This is a genomic window from Enterobacter cloacae complex sp. IR5422 (genome assembly GCF_049238165.1).
GTDB classification, from domain to species: Bacteria; Pseudomonadota; Gammaproteobacteria; order Enterobacterales; family Enterobacteriaceae; genus Enterobacter; species Enterobacter roggenkampii.
Genome location: NZ_JBMKHT010000014.1, coordinates 78966 through 95901 on the forward strand (window position 1 = coordinate 78966; position 16936 = coordinate 95901).

General features: G+C 54.9%; 18 protein-coding genes. 7 read left to right on the forward strand and 11 right to left on the reverse strand.

Features of this window, described 5'->3' with window-relative positions:
• The first annotated feature begins 87 nt into the window (after positions 1-87).
• Entirely contained in the window at positions 88-948 is an 861-nt protein-coding gene (locus ACOTXT_RS09495; RefSeq protein ID WP_065102187.1) for a fructosamine kinase family protein, read from the forward strand.
• 36 nt (positions 949-984) lie between these two features.
• Here ACOTXT_RS09495 and ACOTXT_RS09500 read toward each other — a convergent pair whose 3' ends face one another.
• Complete coding sequence (locus tag ACOTXT_RS09500) at positions 985-1521, reverse strand: YniB family protein (RefSeq protein WP_008500663.1); 537 nt, start codon at positions 1519-1521, stop codon at positions 985-987.
• 148 nt (positions 1522-1669) lie between these two features.
• Between ACOTXT_RS09500 and hxpB the strand changes: the two genes are divergently transcribed.
• The 3 genes from hxpB to tcyP all read left to right on the forward strand — a co-directional run bounded on the left by hxpB (position 1670) and on the right by tcyP (position 4552).
• Positions 1670-2341 carry a hexitol phosphatase HxpB gene (hxpB, locus tag ACOTXT_RS09505; protein ID WP_023343934.1) on the forward strand — a complete coding sequence of 224 codons (672 nt, stop codon included), beginning with the start codon at positions 1670-1672 and terminating at the stop codon, positions 2339-2341.
• Between the two features lie 101 nt (positions 2342-2442).
• Positions 2443-3033 carry a metal-dependent hydrolase gene (locus ACOTXT_RS09510; RefSeq protein WP_032644865.1) on the forward strand — a complete coding sequence of 197 codons (591 nt, stop codon included), beginning with the start codon at positions 2443-2445 and terminating at the stop codon, positions 3031-3033.
• A gap of 127 nt (positions 3034-3160) precedes the next feature.
• Positions 3161-4552: a cystine/sulfocysteine:cation symporter gene (gene tcyP, locus ACOTXT_RS09515; protein WP_008500667.1), complete on the forward strand. Its 1392-nt coding sequence runs from the start codon at positions 3161-3163 to the stop codon at positions 4550-4552.
• Positions 4553-4600: 48 nt separating this feature from the next.
• Here the strand turns inward: tcyP and cedA are convergent, their stop codons facing one another.
• Positions 4601-4876 (reverse strand): cell division activator CedA, encoded by a 276-nt coding sequence (gene cedA / locus ACOTXT_RS09520; protein ID WP_191091794.1) that lies wholly within the window; start codon positions 4874-4876, stop codon positions 4601-4603.
• 167 nt (positions 4877-5043) lie between these two features.
• Between cedA and katE the strand changes: the two genes are divergently transcribed.
• Positions 5044-7293, forward strand: a complete 2250-nt coding sequence (gene katE, locus ACOTXT_RS09525) for a catalase HPII (protein WP_106106091.1) — start codon at positions 5044-5046, stop codon at positions 7291-7293.
• A 93-nt stretch (positions 7294-7386) separates the two neighbouring features.
• Here the strand turns inward: katE and chbG are convergent, their stop codons facing one another.
• From chbG to osmE, 7 genes are all read right to left on the reverse strand, one after another.
• Positions 7387-8136: a chitin disaccharide deacetylase gene (gene chbG / locus ACOTXT_RS09530; protein WP_106106092.1), complete on the reverse strand. Its 750-nt coding sequence runs from the start codon at positions 8134-8136 to the stop codon at positions 7387-7389.
• Between the two features lie 11 nt (positions 8137-8147).
• Entirely contained in the window at positions 8148-9503 is a 1356-nt protein-coding gene (locus ACOTXT_RS09535; RefSeq protein WP_333163733.1) for a 6-phospho-beta-glucosidase, read from the reverse strand.
• A 109-nt stretch (positions 9504-9612) separates the two neighbouring features.
• Entirely contained in the window at positions 9613-10431 is an 819-nt protein-coding gene (gene chbR, locus ACOTXT_RS09540; RefSeq protein WP_008500673.1) for a transcriptional regulator ChbR, read from the reverse strand.
• A gap of 29 nt (positions 10432-10460) precedes the next feature.
• Complete coding sequence (gene chbA / locus ACOTXT_RS09545) at positions 10461-10808, reverse strand: PTS N,N'-diacetylchitobiose transporter subunit IIA (protein ID WP_106106094.1); 348 nt, start codon at positions 10806-10808, stop codon at positions 10461-10463.
• Positions 10809-10854: 46 nt separating this feature from the next.
• On the reverse strand, positions 10855-12213 hold the full coding sequence (gene chbC, locus ACOTXT_RS09550; RefSeq protein WP_008500675.1) for a PTS N,N'-diacetylchitobiose transporter subunit IIC: 1359 nt from the start codon (positions 12211-12213) through the stop codon (positions 10855-10857).
• A gap of 79 nt (positions 12214-12292) precedes the next feature.
• Positions 12293-12610, reverse strand: a complete 318-nt coding sequence (chbB, locus tag ACOTXT_RS09555; RefSeq protein WP_008500676.1) for a PTS N,N'-diacetylchitobiose transporter subunit IIB — start codon at positions 12608-12610, stop codon at positions 12293-12295.
• Positions 12611-12894: 284 nt separating this feature from the next.
• Positions 12895-13236 (reverse strand): osmotically-inducible lipoprotein OsmE, encoded by a 342-nt coding sequence (gene osmE, locus ACOTXT_RS09560; protein WP_008500677.1) that lies wholly within the window; start codon positions 13234-13236, stop codon positions 12895-12897.
• 221 nt (positions 13237-13457) lie between these two features.
• Between osmE and nadE the strand changes: the two genes are divergently transcribed.
• A complete protein-coding gene (nadE, locus tag ACOTXT_RS09565; protein WP_106106095.1) occupies positions 13458-14282 on the forward strand; it encodes an ammonia-dependent NAD(+) synthetase in 825 nt (274 codons plus the stop codon).
• Positions 14283-14385: 103 nt separating this feature from the next.
• Positions 14386-15276 (forward strand): excinuclease Cho, encoded by an 891-nt coding sequence (cho, locus tag ACOTXT_RS09570; RefSeq protein WP_172955643.1) that lies wholly within the window; start codon positions 14386-14388, stop codon positions 15274-15276.
• Here cho and ves read toward each other — a convergent pair.
• A complete protein-coding gene (ves, locus tag ACOTXT_RS09575) occupies positions 15254-15811 on the reverse strand; it encodes an environmental stress-induced protein Ves (protein WP_021241069.1) in 558 nt (185 codons plus the stop codon). The two genes, cho and ves, sit on opposite strands and share 23 nt — an antisense overlap.
• A gap of 296 nt (positions 15812-16107) precedes the next feature.
• Positions 16108-16602 (reverse strand): ATP-independent periplasmic protein-refolding chaperone Spy, encoded by a 495-nt coding sequence (gene spy, locus ACOTXT_RS09580; RefSeq protein ID WP_008500682.1) that lies wholly within the window; start codon positions 16600-16602, stop codon positions 16108-16110.
• Between the last annotated feature and the right edge of the window lie 334 nt (positions 16603-16936).

Genomic DNA, 16936 nt, shown 5'->3' on the forward strand with positions numbered 1-16936 from the left:
AACCGCTCAGGTGTGCGTTAGTTCGTATTTTTTTACCGCAATAATGCGCTAACTTTATGATCTGGCAGACAACATGGGAGAGTCAACATGTGGCAGGCTATCAGTCATCTTTTAAGGGAGCAGCTGGGTGAAGGTGAAATTGAACTGCGTAACGAACTGCCAGGCGGAGAGATCCACGCCGCGTGGCATTTACGCTACGCAGGGCGCGATCTCTTCGTAAAATGCGATGAACGCGAGCTGCTTCCGATATTTACCGCCGAAGCCGATCAGCTGGAGCTGCTGTCGCGCAGTAAAACGGTGACGGTCCCGCAGGTTCTGGCCGTCGGTAGCGACCGCGATTACAGTTTTCTGGTCATGGAATATCTCCCCGCCCGTCCGCTGGATGCCCATAACGCTTTCATTCTTGGCCAGCAGCTAGCGCGCCTCCATCAGTGGAGCGACCAGCCGCAGTTTGGCCTGGATTTTGACAACGATCTCTCCACCACGCCACAGCCCAATGCCTGGCAGCGCCGCTGGTCGACGTTTTTTGCCGAGCAGCGCATTGGCTGGCAGCTTGAGCTTGCCGCCGAGAAAGGCCTGGAATTTGGCAATATTGATGCCATCGTCGAACACGTGCAGCAGCGTCTGGCCTCCCACCAGCCTCAGGCGTCTCTGCTCCACGGTGATTTGTGGTCCGATAACTGCGCGCTGGGGCCCAACGGCCCCTATATCTTCGACCCGGCCTGCTACTGGGGCGACCGTGAGTGCGATCTTGCCATGCTGCCGCTGCACCCAGAACAACCGCCGCAGATATACGACGGGTATCAGTCGGTTTCCCCCCTGCCGCCCGGCTTCCTCGAGCGTCAACCGGTGTATCAGCTTTATACGCTGATGAACCGCGCCATACTTTTTGGTGGGGAACACCTGGTTAACGCCCAGCGGGCGCTTGAGCGCATGCTTGCCGCCTGAGACGCGGACGGGTGGCTTTGCCGCCACCCGTATCGGTTACAGAAAACCGAGCAGTGAGAAGAAGAAGTATCCTGCCACAATGATAATCACGGGAAGGATATAGAGCGGGAAGATTTGCAGGAAAATGGTGTGGCGCGGCACAACAATGCGGGATTCAATCTGCTCCCGGCTCATGCCTTCCGGGCCTTTGGCCTGCTCCAGAATGAGCTGGTCCTCGACGCCCTCGCGTAAGAAGCGCGTCTGACGGCTCATTCGCGCGCCAGAGGCCTGCAGCGCCAGCGCAACAAAGATCAGGGCGTAGATCACCCAAAAGCCGATATTCAGCTGATGCTGAAAATCCGGGGTCGGTGAGTTAAACCAGAAGACATTCAAGAATGGCGTATTAAAACGCATCATCTCAATCATCACATGCGCAAAATCAAGCATAACCGCATTGATACCCGGCTGTTTTTCGCTGTGATCGTACATAAATTTGAGTACAGAAATCAGCGTAGAAATGACGGCAGGAATAAAAATCACCCAGCCAGCAATACGTTTTAAGACCGCAATGCGTCCAGCTTGTTGATACGTCATCAGTTCCTCTTCATAAAGACGCGTTATTTGTGCCTAAGTCTACCTGCTGGTCATCAATTTCGCCCGCTCTTTAAAAGCAATATGCTAAATTGCAGAGTGTGCTTAGCACTTATCGTCTGTCGAACACCCTGGATAAGGAGACGTTGTGATGTCGACACCGCGCCAAATTCTTGCCGCAATTTTTGACATGGATGGATTACTGATCGATTCCGAACCGTTGTGGGATCGCGCCGAACTGGAGGTCATGGCCAGCCTGGGCGTGGACATCAGCCGCCGGAATGAACTTCCCGATACGCTGGGCCTGCGCATCGATATGGTGGTTGACCTGTGGTTTGCCCAACAGCCGTGGGCTGGACCGGGTCGTGATGAAGTGACTGCGCGCATTATCAGTCGCGCCATTTCGCTGGTAGAAGAGAGCAAGCCGCTGCTGCCCGGCGTACGTGAGGCCGTCGCGCTGTGTAAAGCCCAGGGGCTCAAGGTCGGCCTGGCCTCGGCGTCACCGCTGCATATGCTGGAAAAAGTGCTCATCATGTTTGAACTGCGCGACAGTTTCGACGCGCTGGCGTCTGCTGAGAAATTGCCTTACAGCAAGCCGCACCCGCAGGTCTATCTCGACTGTGCCGCTAAGCTCGGCGTGGATCCCCTCAACTGCGTTGCGCTGGAAGATTCCGTTAACGGCATGATAGCGTCTAAAGCCGCGCGTATGCGCTCCATTGTGGTGCCTGCGGAAGAAGGCCGCCACGATCCCCGGTTTGCCCTTGCCGATGCGAAGCTGATTTCACTGGCAGAACTCACGGCGCATCACCTGCGGGGCGGTTAAGCCCCTCCTCCGGTTTGTGACAAACAGTTACACCGTCACCTCTTCCGCCTACTGTATAAAAACCCTATACTGTATGAATTGACAGTTTTATGGGTTTTATCATGACGGCGGAAGGCCACCTGCTTTTTTCTATCGCGTGCGCAGTATTTGCCAAAAACGCTGAACTCACCCCCGTGCTGGCACAGGGGGACTGGTGGCATATCGTCCCTTCCGCCGTTTTGACCTGTCTGCTGCCCGACATTGACCATCCCAAGTCCTTCCTCGGACAGCGCCTGAAGTGGGTGTCGAAACCCATCGCTCGCGCGTTCGGCCACCGGGGGTTTACGCACAGCCTGCTGGCCGTGTTTGGCCTGCTGACGCTTTTCTATTTAAAAGTGCCCGAAAGCTGGATCGTCCCCGGTGATGCCATCCAGGGGATGGTGCTGGGCTATCTGAGCCATATTCTGGCCGATATGCTGACGCCCGCGGGCGTACCGCTGCTGTGGCCCTGCCGCTGGCGCTTCCGTTTTCCTATCCTGGCACCGCAGAAAGGGAACCAGCTTGAGCGCGTCTTGTGCATGGCGCTGTTTGCTTACGCCGTCTGGATGCCGCAAACGTTGCCCGAAAACAGTGCAGTCCGCTGGTCTTCCCAGATGATTAATTCGCTACAATTTCAGTTCAATCGCTTTATTCACCACCAGATTGAACAGTAAACCAACAAAACTATCCCATTTGTCATAACCCATTCCATTTGGATATAAGCGCGACATCACACTTCTGCTAACCTTCCGCCAACAGGATCGGTAAAAACCGACCCGATAATAAATCAGGAGAACGGGGATGAATTTTCCACTCATCGCGAACGTCGTTGTGTTCGTTGTATTGCTATTGCTTCTCGCGCAGGCGCGCCATAAACAGTGGAGCCTGGCGAAAAAGGTGCTGGTTGGTCTGGCCATGGGTGTCGTATTTGGTCTGGCATTACAGGCTATTTATGGCTCCGATAATCCAGTACTGAAAGATTCCATTCAGTGGTTCAACATTGTCGGTAACGGCTATGTTCAGCTGCTGCAGATGATCGTTATGCCGCTGGTATTCGCCTCTATTCTGAGCGCCGTTGCCCGCCTGCATAACGCGACCCAGTTGGGAAAAATCAGTTTCCTGACCATTGGTACGCTACTGTTCACCACGCTGATTGCCGCGCTGGTGGGTGTGCTGGTCACTAACCTGTTTGGCCTGACCGCAGAGGGTCTGGTTCAGGGTACCGCTGAAACGGCGCGTCTGACCGCAATTCAGACCAACTACGTCGGTAAAGTGGCTGACCTGACCGTGCCGCAGATGGTGCTCTCCTTCATTCCGAAGAACCCGTTTGCTGACCTGACCGGTGCGAGCCCAACCTCCATCATCAGCGTGGTTATTTTCGCCGCGTTCCTGGGCGTGGCGGCGCTGAAGCTGCTGAAAGACGATGCGCCAAAAGGCGAACGCGTGCTGACCGCGATTGATACCCTGCAAAGCTGGGTGATGAAGCTGGTTCGTCTGGTCATGCAGCTCACCCCTTACGGCGTGCTGGCGCTGATGACCAAAGTGGTTGCCGGCTCTAACTTGCAGGACATCATTAAGCTGGGCAGCTTCGTTGTCGCCTCTTACCTGGGCCTGGGCATTATGTTTGTGGTGCACGGCATCCTGCTGGGCGTGAACGGCGTCAGCCCGCTGAAATACTTCCGTAAGGTCTGGCCGGTACTGACCTTTGCCTTCACCAGCCGTTCCAGCGCCGCGTCTATTCCGCTGAACGTTGAAGCACAGACTCGTCGTCTGGGCGTGCCTGAATCCATCGCCAGCTTCTCTGCCTCCTTTGGTGCCACCATTGGTCAGAACGGCTGTGCGGGTCTGTACCCGGCGATGCTGGCGGTAATGGTTGCTCCTACAGTCGGCATTAACCCGCTGGATCCGGTCTGGATCGCCACGCTGGTCGGGATTGTCACCGTAAGCTCCGCAGGCGTTGCGGGCGTTGGCGGTGGCGCAACCTTCGCCGCGCTGATTGTGCTGCCTGCGCTGGGCCTGCCTGTGACGCTTGTCGCGCTGCTGATCTCCGTTGAGCCGCTGATCGACATGGGCCGTACCGCGCTGAACGTCAGCGGCTCCATGACCGCCGGTACGCTGACCAGCCAGTGGCTGAAGCAGACCGACAAAGCGATTCTGGAAAGTGAAGACGACGCCGAACTGGCGCATCGTTAATCGCTGTAGATATAAAAAAACCGCCAACAGGCGGTTTTTTTATGGCTGTTATTCTTCAACCTCTTCATCCTGGCGGATCTGCATCGCCCACCGCTGTGCGGACTCCGGCACCGTAAAGGTGGGAGAGCGACGGAAATGTTCGCCGATCAGCACAAAGGCCACGTATTTCCCCCGTAACTGCCACACATCGCGAAAACCCTCCACTTTCAGGGCATGGTCTGGCGGCGCGGGCTCAACGCGGGGCACATAGCTAATAACCTGGCGGTTTTGTTGACGAAGAGGTTTCATAAGCGACGGATTCACTAAAGCAAATTCTTGAAGCAGGAAAATTCTATGATAGCCGATCCTGCTGCCTTCCGTCGCGCTCCGAGTGGGTGAGATGGCTCCTTTCGTTAATGCTGGCATGTGAAAACTCTTAGTTCGCGAGCCATGTCACGACATTGTTCTATCCTTAATAGGGTTTTTAGCAATGGATAAAGGAGAAGCGTGCAATGTCGAACAAAGATAAAACACATCAATCACCGATTCATGGCACTGAAGAATCTCAACCGGGCATGGACTCTCTCGCCCCTTCTGACGGCTCTCACCGCCCCTCCCCGGGCCCTTCCGCACCAGGCGAACAGCCTACCGCACCGGGAAGCATGAAATCCCCGGATACGGGAAACGATAAGCTGAAATCGCTTGAGCCACACCGTAAAGGCGGCGAAGGTTTTGCGCTCACCACCAATCAGGGCGTGCGCATTGCTGACGATCAGAACTCACTTCGCGCAGGCTCGCGCGGGCCAACCCTGCTGGAAGACTTCATTCTGCGGGAAAAAATCACCCATTTTGACCACGAGCGGATACCGGAACGCATCGTCCACGCACGCGGTTCCGCTGCGCACGGCTATTTTCAGCCCTACAAGAGCCTGAAGGCGATCACCAAAGCGGACTTCCTCTCCGACCCGGATAAAATTACCCCGGTATTTGTGCGTTTCTCCACCGTGCAGGGCGGCGCAGGTTCGGCAGACACCGTCCGGGATATCCGCGGCTTTGCCACCAAGTTTTATACCGAAGAGGGGATTTTCGATCTGGTCGGCAATAACACGCCGGTGTTTTTCATTCAGGACGCGCATAAATTTCCTGACTTTGTCCATGCGGTAAAACCGGAGCCCCACTGGGCCATACCGCAGGGACAAAGTGCGCACGACACCTTCTGGGACTATGTCTCCCTGCAGCCTGAAACCTTACACAACGTGATGTGGGCGATGTCAGACCGCGGGATCCCCCGCAGCTACCGCACCATGGAGGGGTTTGGCATCCATACCTTCCGGATGATCAACGCCGAGGGGAAAGCCACGTTTGTCCGTTTCCACTGGAAGCCGGTGGCGGGTAAAGCCTCGCTGGTGTGGGACGAGGCGCAGAAGCTGACCGGGCGCGATCCGGACTTCCATCGCCGCGAGCTGTGGGAATCCATTGAAGCGGGCGACTTCCCGGAATACGAGCTGGGCCTGCAGCTCATCCCGGAAGAGGACGAATTTAAGTTCGATTTCGACCTTCTGGACCCGACGAAGCTAATCCCGGAAGAGCTGGTACCGGTGCAGCTGGTGGGTAAAATGGTGCTCAACCGCAACCCGGATAACTTCTTTGCCGAAAACGAGCAGGCCGCGTTCCACCCGGGGCATATCGTGCCGGGGCTGGACTTCACCAACGATCCGCTCCTGCAGGGACGCCTGTTCTCCTATACCGATACGCAGATCAGCCGTCTTGGCGGGCCGAACTTCCACGAGATACCGATCAACCGCCCAACCTGCCCGTACCACAACTTCCAGCGCGACGGGATGCACCGTCAGGATATTGATACCAACCCGGCGAACTATGAGCCGAACTCCATCAACGATAACTGGCCGCGTGAAACGCCTCCCGGACCGAAACGCGGTGGATTTGAATCCTATCAGGAGCGTATCGATGGCAATAAAATTCGCGAGCGCAGCCCCTCGTTCGGCGAGTATTACGCCCACCCTCGCCTGTTCTGGAACAGCCAGACGCCGATTGAGCAACAGCACATCATCGGCGGCTTCAGCTTTGAGCTGAGTAAAGTGGTGCGCACCTACATCCGCGAGCGCGTGGTCGATCAGCTGGCGCATATTGATGTTCAGCTTGCCCAGAGCGTTGCGGATAACCTGGGCATTACGCTGACCGACGAGCAGCGTAACCTCGCTCCGCCGAAAGAGGTTAACGGCGTGAAGAAAGATCCGTCGCTGAGCCTGTATGCGGTGCCGGGCGGCTCGATTAAAGGCCGCGTGGTTGCCATTCTGCTGAACGACAAAACCCGCGCCAGCGACGTGCTGGGGATCATGCAGGCGCTAAAAACCCAGGGCGTGCATGCCAAACTGCTCTATTCCCGCATGGGTGAAGTGACGGCCGACGATGGCTCTGTGCTGCCGGTCGCGGCGACCTTTGCCGGTGCGCCATCGCTCACCGTCGATGCGGTGATTGTGCCGGGCGGAGATCTTGCCAGTCTGCTGACCAACGGCGACGCCGTCTATTATCTGCTGGAAGCCTATAAGCACCTGAAACCGATCGCGCTGTCCGGCGACGCGCGACAGTTTAAAGCGCAACTGAAGGTGGCCGATCAGGGTGAGGACGGCATTGTCGAGGGAGATAACATTGACGATGCCTTCATGACGAAGCTGTTTGATTTGCTCGCCGCGCACCGCGTCTGGTCGCGAAGCAGCAAGGTCGATCAGATTCCGGCGTAAAAAAAGCCCGGTGGCGGCTTCGCCTTACCGGGCCTACAAGAGTTAGCAGGTCGTTCGTAGGCCGGGTAAGGCGAAGCCGCCACCCGGCAACTCTTACAGCTCCCTGAACGTCCCCAACCGATACCCGCGTTCGGCAATCGCGTATTTCAGCGAGGCCGACGTCAGCACGTCCAGCTCCGCCAGCCGCGGCCAGCAGTAGGCACTTTTACGCACGGTGTTATCGACAAAGGCAGGATGCGCCATCACTTCCACCGAGGTTTCACCGCGGGCAGCGGAATCATCCAGCACCTTCAGGAACAGCGCTTCGCTGATCTCTTCTCCGTAAAACGCGCTACTGAACCCCTCAGTGGATGTAACAGCGCAGTCCGGCAATCCGTGCACCTCGCGATCCACGCGCATCGCCACGCCTTTGCGCTGCGCAAACCCGGCGACAACAGGGAAAATTGCTGGGATCATATGCACGTGGTGATGGCTGTCGATATGCGTCGGCGCCTGACCAAACACATCAACGAAGCGGTTGAACTGGCACTCCAGCTCGCGGGCAATCTCTTCGAGCGGCAGAGCACCCTGCTCCGCCCGTTCCCAAATCCATTTACCCAGCTGGCCGTCGCGCGTCAGGCCCGGCATTGGCGAAAGCGGCATCCCGAGCGTCAGCACAAAATGCATGCCGACGCCCAGCTCTGGCACCTCGCGGCTCAGCTGCGCCGCGTGTTCAACCGCCTGAGCGTTAACCAGGGCCGTTGTAGAGGTCACAACCCCCCGGCGGCAGGCTTCAATAATGCCGTAGTTCTGACCTTTCGAGAGACCAAAATCATCAGCATTAACGATCAGCAGGTTTTCCATTGTGCGCCCTCTTATTGCTGTTTGAACTTCAGCTTCTCGATCGTGGCGGCAAAGTTCGGCAGCCATTTTTCATGCGCCAGAATCATCTCGCTGGCCAGCTGCTCCGCGTCGCGGTCAGAATGCACCAGCGGGCTGAGATTCAGGGCCAGCAGCACGTCATTGAGTTCCCCGCTCAGCGCCGCGTTGCTTGCTGCCACTTCAAAGCCTTTGATGGTATGAATCAGCCCCATGACCTTGTCATCGAAGTGGGTGATACGGGGATGCGGTTTAGCCCCCTCGCGCCCCAGGATGCAGGTCATTTCGACGGCCCAGTCAGCCGGAATATTGTCGACATGGCCGTGATGCGGGGCGTTGACATAGTGCTCCGCCTGCTTGTCGTTGTAGATGGCGTTGATCACTTCACACGCCGCATCGGAGTAGTAGGCCCCGCCGCGCTGCTCCAGCTCTTTCGGTTTGACGTTCAGGTTCGGGTCTTTATACAAATCGAACAGCTGCTTTTCGACCTTCTGAACGATCTGCGCACGCGCGCCGCCCTTATAATACTCGCCCATTTCGATGGCCAGCATCTCTTTCTGCTTGAAGTAGTAAAGCAGGTACGAGCAAGGCAGCAGATTCAGCGAGCGGATCAGCCCTTCGCTGAACGGCAGGTCAAAGATGTTTTTCACCGATGCCGCCGTCAGACGACCGGAGGCCACGCCGTCGAGAAGCTCGGCAAAGCGCGATTCCCCGTTCACGATGACATCTTTAATAAACACCATGTGGTTCAGGCCGAACAGATCGATGGAGAGATCGTCGCTGTCGGTCAGCGCCAGCACGTCGCGGATAAACATCTTCATGCCGATCGGAATGTTGCAGACGCCGATAAAACGTTTGAAGCCGGTATGACGATAGACCGCCTCGGTCACCATACCGGCCGGGTTGGTGAAGTTAATGACCCACGCGTTCGGGCAGATCTCCTGCACGTCTTTGACGATGTCGAAAATGACCGGGATGGTGCGCAGGCCTTTAAACAGGCCGCCCGCGCCGTTGGTCTCCTGCCCCAGATACCCGTGGCTCAGGGGAATACGCTCGTCCAGCTCACGCGCCTTCAGCTGGCCGACGCGCAGCTGGGTGGTGACGAAATCCGCATCTTTCAGCGCCAGACGACGATCGAGGGTTTTATGCACGGCCAGAGGCACGCCCGCTTTTTCCACCATGCGCTTGCACAGGTCGAAAATAATATTCAGCTTCTCCTGACCTTCCTCAACGTCCACCAGCCATAATTCGCTGACCGGTAATTCATGATAACGTTTCAGGAAACCTTCGAGTAATTCCGGGGTATAGCTGCTGCCGCCACCAATGGTTACGACTTTTAATTTCTTCTGCATAATATCTCCCTTAGCGTATCAGGTTAATCGCCTGCAAGGTATAGCGTGCTCTTCCCGCTATTTGGGCAAGCCATTAAAGCAATATTCGTGGCGGGTAATCCGCCGACAGTTAATTAATTACCGTCAAATTTTTCCGGTAACTGTTCGGTGTGAATGACGTCAATTTCTTAAAGGTTTTAATAAACAGGCTGGGGCTGCTGTATCCTGACTCGTATGCAATATCGGTGACAGAATAGTTGGTAATTTCCAGCTGTTTTTTAGCAAAATTAATGCGGATTTCATTAATAATTTGCACGGGCGTTTTACGGTAATAACGCTGCGTCGCGCGGGTTAGATATTCCTGGGATTTGCCCGACAGAGAGACCATATTTTCCAGCGCATTTTCGCTGAACTGGCTTTTATCGTGCATCAGCTCAACGGTGCTGCGCAGCCATTGCGGAATATCATCCGTCACCTGCTGCTCTTCACGATGATGGCGCAGCCGGTTCATCACGTAGAAGGTCACCGTTTCAATAAACTCATCAAATTCATTGTCGCGGAAGTTAAGCGAGGCGATAACCGTTTCAATCCAGGTCATGAACTCGTTTTTGACGCGATAAACCTGGGAGGCCACAAAGCAGAACGGCACCAGCGGCAGATAGTGCTTCTCGAAAAAACGTCTGCTGACGCCCACATTCAGAATACGGGTGGCACCAAATTCGTAAAAGCTCTGGTGATAAGATCCCATCGGCAGGAAGACAAAATCCCCTCGTTCAAGCAGAACGCGCTTACCGTTGATCTCCTGGTAGTAGCGGCCGGTCAGAACAATCGTGAACTCGTAGTAGTCATGCTGATGCAGACCGCTGGCGCTCTCCGTTTTGTTGTAGATAACCACGTGAAAATTTTTGCCATTAAACAGCTGCTGTTCAAGTGCGGTTTTAATTTCCATCGTGCTGACCTCCTGCTACTCAGTCTGACTTACTGCATCTTCTCGTGAAGCTCAATAAGCTCCGCCACCAGCTCGCGTGCCAGCATCGAGGTCATCAGGTGATCCTGCGCGTGGACCAGCACCAGGCTGACCTTCATCTTCCCTTCGCCCTGATCGCTTTCAATCAGCTTTGTCTGCACCAGGTGCGCTTCGTTCAGCGCCGTGCGCGACTGTTCCATCATGGTTTTCGCCGCGGCAAAATCCCCCTGCTTGGCCTGCTTCAGCGCGGCGTAGGCCAGGCTGCGGGCCTGCCCGGAGTTGATGATAAGCCCCATCACCACTTCTTCGAGATCGTTCTCGACGGTTTCGTCTGCGACAATATTATCCAAATCTAACATCTTTAAGCTCCTTGTGGCTGGCGCGGGTTTCCCCGCGCCGTCAATCTTAGAATTTCAGTGAGAGGGCGATATCCTCTTCGCTCTCTTCTTCATCAATGATGGTGGCGGCTTTGTTCGCAATCGCTACGAACGGCATGTACAGCAGGGTGGCAATCCCGAGGTTAAATATCGCCAGCAGGAAGGCTGCGACGCTGCCGTTGGTGTTGAAGAAGGCGCCCAGACCCGCTGGCATGGTCCACGGTGCAATGTTGGTGACCGGTGGAATGATGCCCATGTAATACGCCGTCAGGGTGATAGCGGCCAGCAGCGGCTGAACCAGGATGAACGGAATGAACATGACCGGGTTCATGATGATTGGCAGACCGAACAGAATCGGTTCGTTAATCTGGAAGATGCCTGATGGCAGCGCCAGCTTCGCGACCTGACGGTAGTCTGCGCGACGAGAGACAATAAAGACCGCGATGATCAGACCCAAGGTTGCCCCGGTACCGCCCAGGAAGATATAGGAGTCAAGCATCGGCTTCGCCCACACATGGAAAGTTTTACCCGCTGCCAGCGCCGCGTCAACGGAGCCGTACTGCTGATACAGTGCAACGTTTTCCAGTGCCCACGGGGTCATAATTCCGCTGTCCAGCGCGGCCAGTGCCAGTGAACCATGCACGCCAAAGAACCACAGCAGAGAGGTGAAAATCACGTACGCCCAACCGACCACGCCACCCATAGACGCCAGCGGCGTAGAGATAGAGTCCATGATGATCTGGTGGAAGTTCGTGCCCCAGTGAGAGAGCGCCCAGGCGATAATCCCCATAATAGAGAGAATAATGAAGCCTGGAATCAACGCGGAAAATGAACGGGAAACGGAGGCCGGTACGCTATCCGGCAGGCGGATCACCCAGTTGCGACGGATAATAAAGGTGAACATCTCTGCCACCACCAGGCCGATAACAATACCGGAGATGATGTTAGCCCCACCCAACCAGTTGGCGCCCACAGCATAGGCTTCACCGACGCTGTACGGGGTCACTGTCATAAAGGCGGCGACGGATAATAACCCGGCGGCCAGTGGGTCCACTTTACGCTCTTCTGCCAGCGCCATCCCAATAAAGAAAGGCGCCATCAGCGACATAATCCCCAACGTACCGTTATAGACGTTGCCGCCGATGGCTTTAAAACCATTAAGGGTTTCAATTGTGGAAGCGTCTAACCGAATTCCTAATGAATAAAAGAAGGAACCTTCACCAAAGCTCAGAAAAACGTTGTTAATTAAAACGAACATGGCCCCGGCCAGCGTCAACGGCATTAATTTAATAAAGCCGTTTTTGATGGCATTAACGTGAGGCTGCTTTCCTATTTTAACAGCAAAAGGAAGGAGTACCTTTTCAAGTGAAGCGATGACTTTACTCATAGGAAAATACCCTTAAATGCCGTAACGCATGTTACGGCGTATTGTGTGTGAAATAACTCTTTGACGGGAAAAATAAAAATTAATTAGCAGCTTTTTTAATCGCTGCCACAGCAGCTTTAAGAACACCTAAACCATCAATCTTGCCGTACAGCCCCGAGTCGATCACTTCGACCGGTTTATTAGGTAACAGTCGTTGAATTTCGGGCAACATATAGGCAATTTGCGGTCCCAGTAAAACAACATCGGCTGTCTGACCTTTTTCGCCCGCCAGCGTTTCCGGGAACGCTTCGATCACCACAGGGACTTCATACTTTTCAGCCTGCGCACGCATCTTTGACACCAGAAGCGAGGTTGACATGCCCGCTGAGCAGAACAGGTAGATATGTTTCTTTTCCATCGTAATTTCCCTCTTGTATGACTACCTGCCGTCGCGTTCTCACTCGACTCGCTGTCCCGGCAGACAGGTAGTTTGCGTACTGTTGTTTATCGTTGGAGTGAGTATACGCAATGGTACAGACAGGGGATAATTCTGAACAGACTCAAATTGTCTCTCATTGACCTGGCTTGTTGACTACCCTCACATTTCGGGCAAATAATTCGCGAAAAGAAATAAGATTTTCCGATGCATAAAAAAACCGGCCTCAGGGCCGGTTTGTTAACATCCTCAGGCAAGCGGGGTGACTACGCCTTAGGTGCCTGCGGGTCAGTGTCGTATTCAGCACAGGTCTGATAGCCGGAGTTGATCACATGACCGGTATCATCCAGGGCGACAAAGTAGGTTTCTGCCTTACCATCACGTTGACCCAGGATGTAGGTCTGGCAGGTCCCTTTCGCATGAATCATGGTGACTTCGGAAGAAGGTTTACCGGCAATCGCAGCGACCTGCGAACGGGTCATACCCTTTTTAACGTCTTTTACTACGGGCTGCGTAAACTGATCCTTGGTGCGATCGTAAGCCGTACACCCTGCCAGCATAGTCAGTACCGCCGCTGCGCTAAGAATTCCTGCTACGTTCTTGTTCATATTCCGTCCTCTTGTTTATCAGCGTGTTATCTAAGCATGGGATAAAAAGTACTATTGTTCAACTTTGTGCGTTACGCCAGACGAATTTCGGAAAATTCTAATAAAACAACGATAACCTGCTAAAACGGCGCAAATTAGCGCACTCGAAACTGTGATCCTTGTCGTTTTACGTCCAAAGGGTTAGTTTTAACAGTTAACACATTCTGTTTATGGAGAGCGTGATGACTCTGCAACAAGAGATTATCCAGGCGCTGGGCGCGAAGCCTGCGGTAGATGCAAATGAAGAGATCCGCCGCAGCGTGGATTTTTTAAAAGCGTATTTAAAGAAGAACTCTTTCCTGAAATCTCTGGTGCTGGGCATCAGCGGCGGCCAGGATTCAACGCTGACCGGTAAGCTCTGCCAGATGGCAATTTCAGAGCTGCGCGAGGAGACGGGAGATGAAACCCTGCAATTTATCGCCGTGCGTCTTCCATATGGCGTACAGGCGGACGAGCAGGATTGCCAGGATGCAATCGCCTTTATTCAGCCTGACCGCGTGCTGACCGTCAATATTAAAGGCTCCGTGCTGGCAAGCGAGCAGGCGCTTCGCGAAGCGGGCATTGAGTTAAGCGATTTTGTTCGCGGCAACGAGAAAGCCCGCGAGCGCATGAAAGCGCAGTACAGCATCGCCGGGATGACCAAAGGCGTCGTGGTCGGCACCGACCATGCGGCCGAAGCGATCACCGGCTTCTTCACCAAGTACGGCGACGGCGGCACCGACATTAACCCGATCTTCCGCCTGAACAAGCGTCAGGGCAAGCAGCTGCTTGCCGCGCTGGGCTGTCCTGAGCATCTGTATAAGAAAGCGCCGACAGCGGACCTTGAAGACGATCGCCCTTCCCTGCCGGATGAAGCGGCCCTTGGCGTCACCTACGACGACATTGATGATTATCTGGAAGGCAAAAAGCTGGATGAGGGCACTGCAAAGATCATCGAAGGCTGGTATCTGAAAACCGAGCACAAGCGTCGCCCACCGATAACGGTGTTTGACGACTTCTGGAAATAAACGCAAAACGGTAACCCCGTTTTGTAGGCCGGGTAAGGCGTCGCCGCCACCCGGCTCTTTTTTAACCTAACCCTCTCTGCTACACTGTATGCCTGAACAGTATATGGAGCAGTATGTGAGCAGGCGTCAATCCGCCCCGCGTCTTGAGTTTGAAGCGGCGGCTATCTACGAATATCCCGAGCACCTTCGCCCCTGGCTTGAGGCACTGCCTAAACAGCCGGGCGTATATATCTTTCACGGTGAAAGCGACACGCTGCCGCTTTACATCGGCAAGAGCGTTAACATTCGCAGTCGGGTGTTATCCCATCTGCGTACTCCGGATGAGGCCGCCATGCTGCGCCAGTCGCGACGCATTACCTGGTTCCAGACGGCGGGAGAAATGGGTGCGCTGTTGCTGGAGGCGCGTTTGATTAAAGAGCAGCAGCCGCTGTTCAACAAGCGCCTGCGCCGCAACCGTCAGCTCTGCTCCCTGCAGATCAACGAAGGCAAGCCGCAGGTCGTCTACGCGCGGGACGTCGATTTTTCTCATGCCCCGAATCTCTATGGACTGTTCGCCAATAAACGTGCGGCACTTCAGGCGCTGCAGACGCTGGCGGACGAACTCCAGCTTTGCTACAGCCTTTTGGGCCTTGAGGCGACCACGCGCGGACGCGCCTGTTTTCGATCCGCGCTGAAGCGCTGTGCCGGTGCCTGCTGTGGGAAAGAGAGCGTTGAGGCGCACCACGCCCGGCTCCTCGCCGGTCTGGCGGCCATCAGCGTGAAGTGCTGGCCCTGGGAAAGCGCCGTTGCGCTAAAAGAAGTGGGTGACGCGATGACCCAATATCACATCGTCAATAACTGGCTCTGGCTGGGCGCTGTCGACGATATCAACGACGCGGCAACCCTGCTGCGCACGCCCGCCGGATTTGACCACGATGGCTACAAAATTCTCTGTAAACCTGTGCTGGCCGGTAAGTTTGAAATCATTGAGCTCAATGGCCTGGCAGCCACGTGATTTCGCTGAACAATAAGGTACCCTGAGCCTCCAGCAGACGCAGCGTATGGGTACCCTCCTCCCAGCTGGCGCCCTGATCGGCCGTCAGCAATTTATCACCCAGCTGCCACGCCCCGCTTAACACAAACACCACGCCCCCGCGTGTGCCAAAGGTGGTAAAGGTACGGTCAGCCACGCGCACCTTCGCCCGGCAGCAGTCGCGACGGGTCATGATGTTGAAGTCCATCGCCATCCGCCCATCGGACAGCAGCGCTTTCACCGGCAGGTCGCCGGCAAAGCTGTAGGGCTGATGGTGCTTCAGGGTATGGAAGAACGCCTGGCCCGCATCCAGCGTCACCTCCCCGCCTTCCAACAAGGTAATTACCCGATCGACGCCGGGAAAAGAGGAAAATTCGCCGTTGCTGGCGATAGTCGCGATACTGGCGCGCCAGTGAAAATCGCGCGTTGCGGGAGGGAAACAACAAATCTCACGCGTTTCACCCGCACCATTGCGCCAGAGGCTGACCGGCATCTTACGGATATCAAAGAACTCCATCACCACTCCTGAATGGCACAACCCGTGCCAGGGCAAGGATATTGCTATCGTTGCTGTCTTGTTTGTTATCGTTAGGTATTCACAACACAGTATCGGCAGCAGAGCGGGCAGGCCTTAGCGGAACGTTAATAAAAATTCTAACGCCATGACTCTACAAACATTCTCTGATGCGACTACAGGAGCATACCGCGCTGGCGGCGGCAGACAAGAGGGCAGGAAAGAAAAACCGCCGGTCCTGTCCACAGCGATTGCGCTTTTGTGGACAGGATCCCGGCGGTCTTAAGAGAGTGAACCGATTATTCGGTTGGTGCTGGCATTTTACCTTCCATCGCCGGACGTTCTGTCAGACGCTTCTCAAAATTCGCATTAAATTGTTTTTTCTGTTCCGGGGTCAGAATGTTGTAGATCTTGTTCTGGGTTTCCAGGTGAGCCAGCATGCGGGCTTTGTGCTGCTCGGCCATTTTGTCGATCTGCGCTTCGGCTTTCGCCTTGTCGAAGCTGTCGCTGGCGATGATGTCATGCATGGCACGACGCTCTTCCAGCGGCGGACGTTTCATCTGGTCGCGTTCGCTTTTCCGGATATCGCGGATCTGCTGTTTCTGTGCATCCGTCAGGTTGAGATCCTTAAACATCATCATCTCGTTGTGCATACCCGGGCCTTTATGATGCATCATCATTTTGCCTTCAGCAGGCGCGGCAGCGGTGGTGGTCGCAGTATCTGCGGCGAACGCCATGCTGGTAGCGCCCAGAGCCAGGGTAGAAGCAACAAACAGTGCAGTAAACTTACGCATAATTTATTTCCTTTCTTTCAGTTATTCTTCGGCGCTATGCCGTGTTGACGAGATTAACTTTACGGGGTTTATCGTCAATTAGTCAGAGCAACGGTAAAACAATGAAAGTGTAAAAAACAAATTTTCGCCAAATGTGGAGGAAATAAGGATAAAGCGTGGAGAGTTGCAACCAAAAATATTCAATACGATGATTTTAAAGCGATTTAGGGAAGTTGCGATTAAGTGGTCCGCAGCTCCCGATATGACGCCCCAAACCGTCCTTTATCGACGTCCTGTGGCTCAATTTTCCAATTTTCAGCCCAAAATCGTCTCTTCGTGGCTGATTTTGGCCCTG

What these genes read in the sequence shown, in the direction of transcription:
- ACOTXT_RS09495 (WP_065102187.1), top strand. Translation starts at nt 88, where the DNA reads ATGTGGCAGGCTATCAGTCATCTTTTAAGGGAGCAGCTGGGTGAAGGT.
- ACOTXT_RS09500 (WP_008500663.1), bottom strand. Translation starts at nt 1,521, where the DNA reads ATGACGTATCAACAAGCTGGACGCATTGCGGTCTTAAAACGTATTGCT.
- hxpB (WP_023343934.1), top strand. Translation starts at nt 1,670, where the DNA reads ATGTCGACACCGCGCCAAATTCTTGCCGCAATTTTTGACATGGATGGA.
- ACOTXT_RS09510 (WP_032644865.1), top strand. Translation starts at nt 2,443, where the DNA reads ATGACGGCGGAAGGCCACCTGCTTTTTTCTATCGCGTGCGCAGTATTT.
- tcyP (WP_008500667.1), top strand. Translation starts at nt 3,161, where the DNA reads ATGAATTTTCCACTCATCGCGAACGTCGTTGTGTTCGTTGTATTGCTA.
- katE (WP_106106091.1), top strand. Translation starts at nt 5,044, where the DNA reads ATGTCGAACAAAGATAAAACACATCAATCACCGATTCATGGCACTGAA.
- chbG (WP_106106092.1), bottom strand. Translation starts at nt 8,136, where the DNA reads ATGGAAAACCTGCTGATCGTTAATGCTGATGATTTTGGTCTCTCGAAA.
- ACOTXT_RS09535 (WP_333163733.1), bottom strand. Translation starts at nt 9,503, where the DNA reads ATGCAGAAGAAATTAAAAGTCGTAACCATTGGTGGCGGCAGCAGCTAT.
- chbR (WP_008500673.1), bottom strand. Translation starts at nt 10,431, where the DNA reads ATGGAAATTAAAACCGCACTTGAACAGCAGCTGTTTAATGGCAAAAAT.
- chbA (WP_106106094.1), bottom strand. Translation starts at nt 10,808, where the DNA reads ATGTTAGATTTGGATAATATTGTCGCAGACGAAACCGTCGAGAACGAT.
- chbC (WP_008500675.1), bottom strand. Translation starts at nt 12,213, where the DNA reads ATGAGTAAAGTCATCGCTTCACTTGAAAAGGTACTCCTTCCTTTTGCT.
- chbB (WP_008500676.1), bottom strand. Translation starts at nt 12,610, where the DNA reads ATGGAAAAGAAACATATCTACCTGTTCTGCTCAGCGGGCATGTCAACC.
- osmE (WP_008500677.1), bottom strand. Translation starts at nt 13,236, where the DNA reads ATGAACAAGAACGTAGCAGGAATTCTTAGCGCAGCGGCGGTACTGACT.
- nadE (WP_106106095.1), top strand. Translation starts at nt 13,458, where the DNA reads ATGACTCTGCAACAAGAGATTATCCAGGCGCTGGGCGCGAAGCCTGCG.
- cho (WP_172955643.1), top strand. Translation starts at nt 14,386, where the DNA reads ATGGAGCAGTATGTGAGCAGGCGTCAATCCGCCCCGCGTCTTGAGTTT.
- ves (WP_021241069.1), bottom strand. Translation starts at nt 15,811, where the DNA reads ATGGAGTTCTTTGATATCCGTAAGATGCCGGTCAGCCTCTGGCGCAAT.
- spy (WP_008500682.1), bottom strand. Translation starts at nt 16,602, where the DNA reads ATGCGTAAGTTTACTGCACTGTTTGTTGCTTCTACCCTGGCTCTGGGC.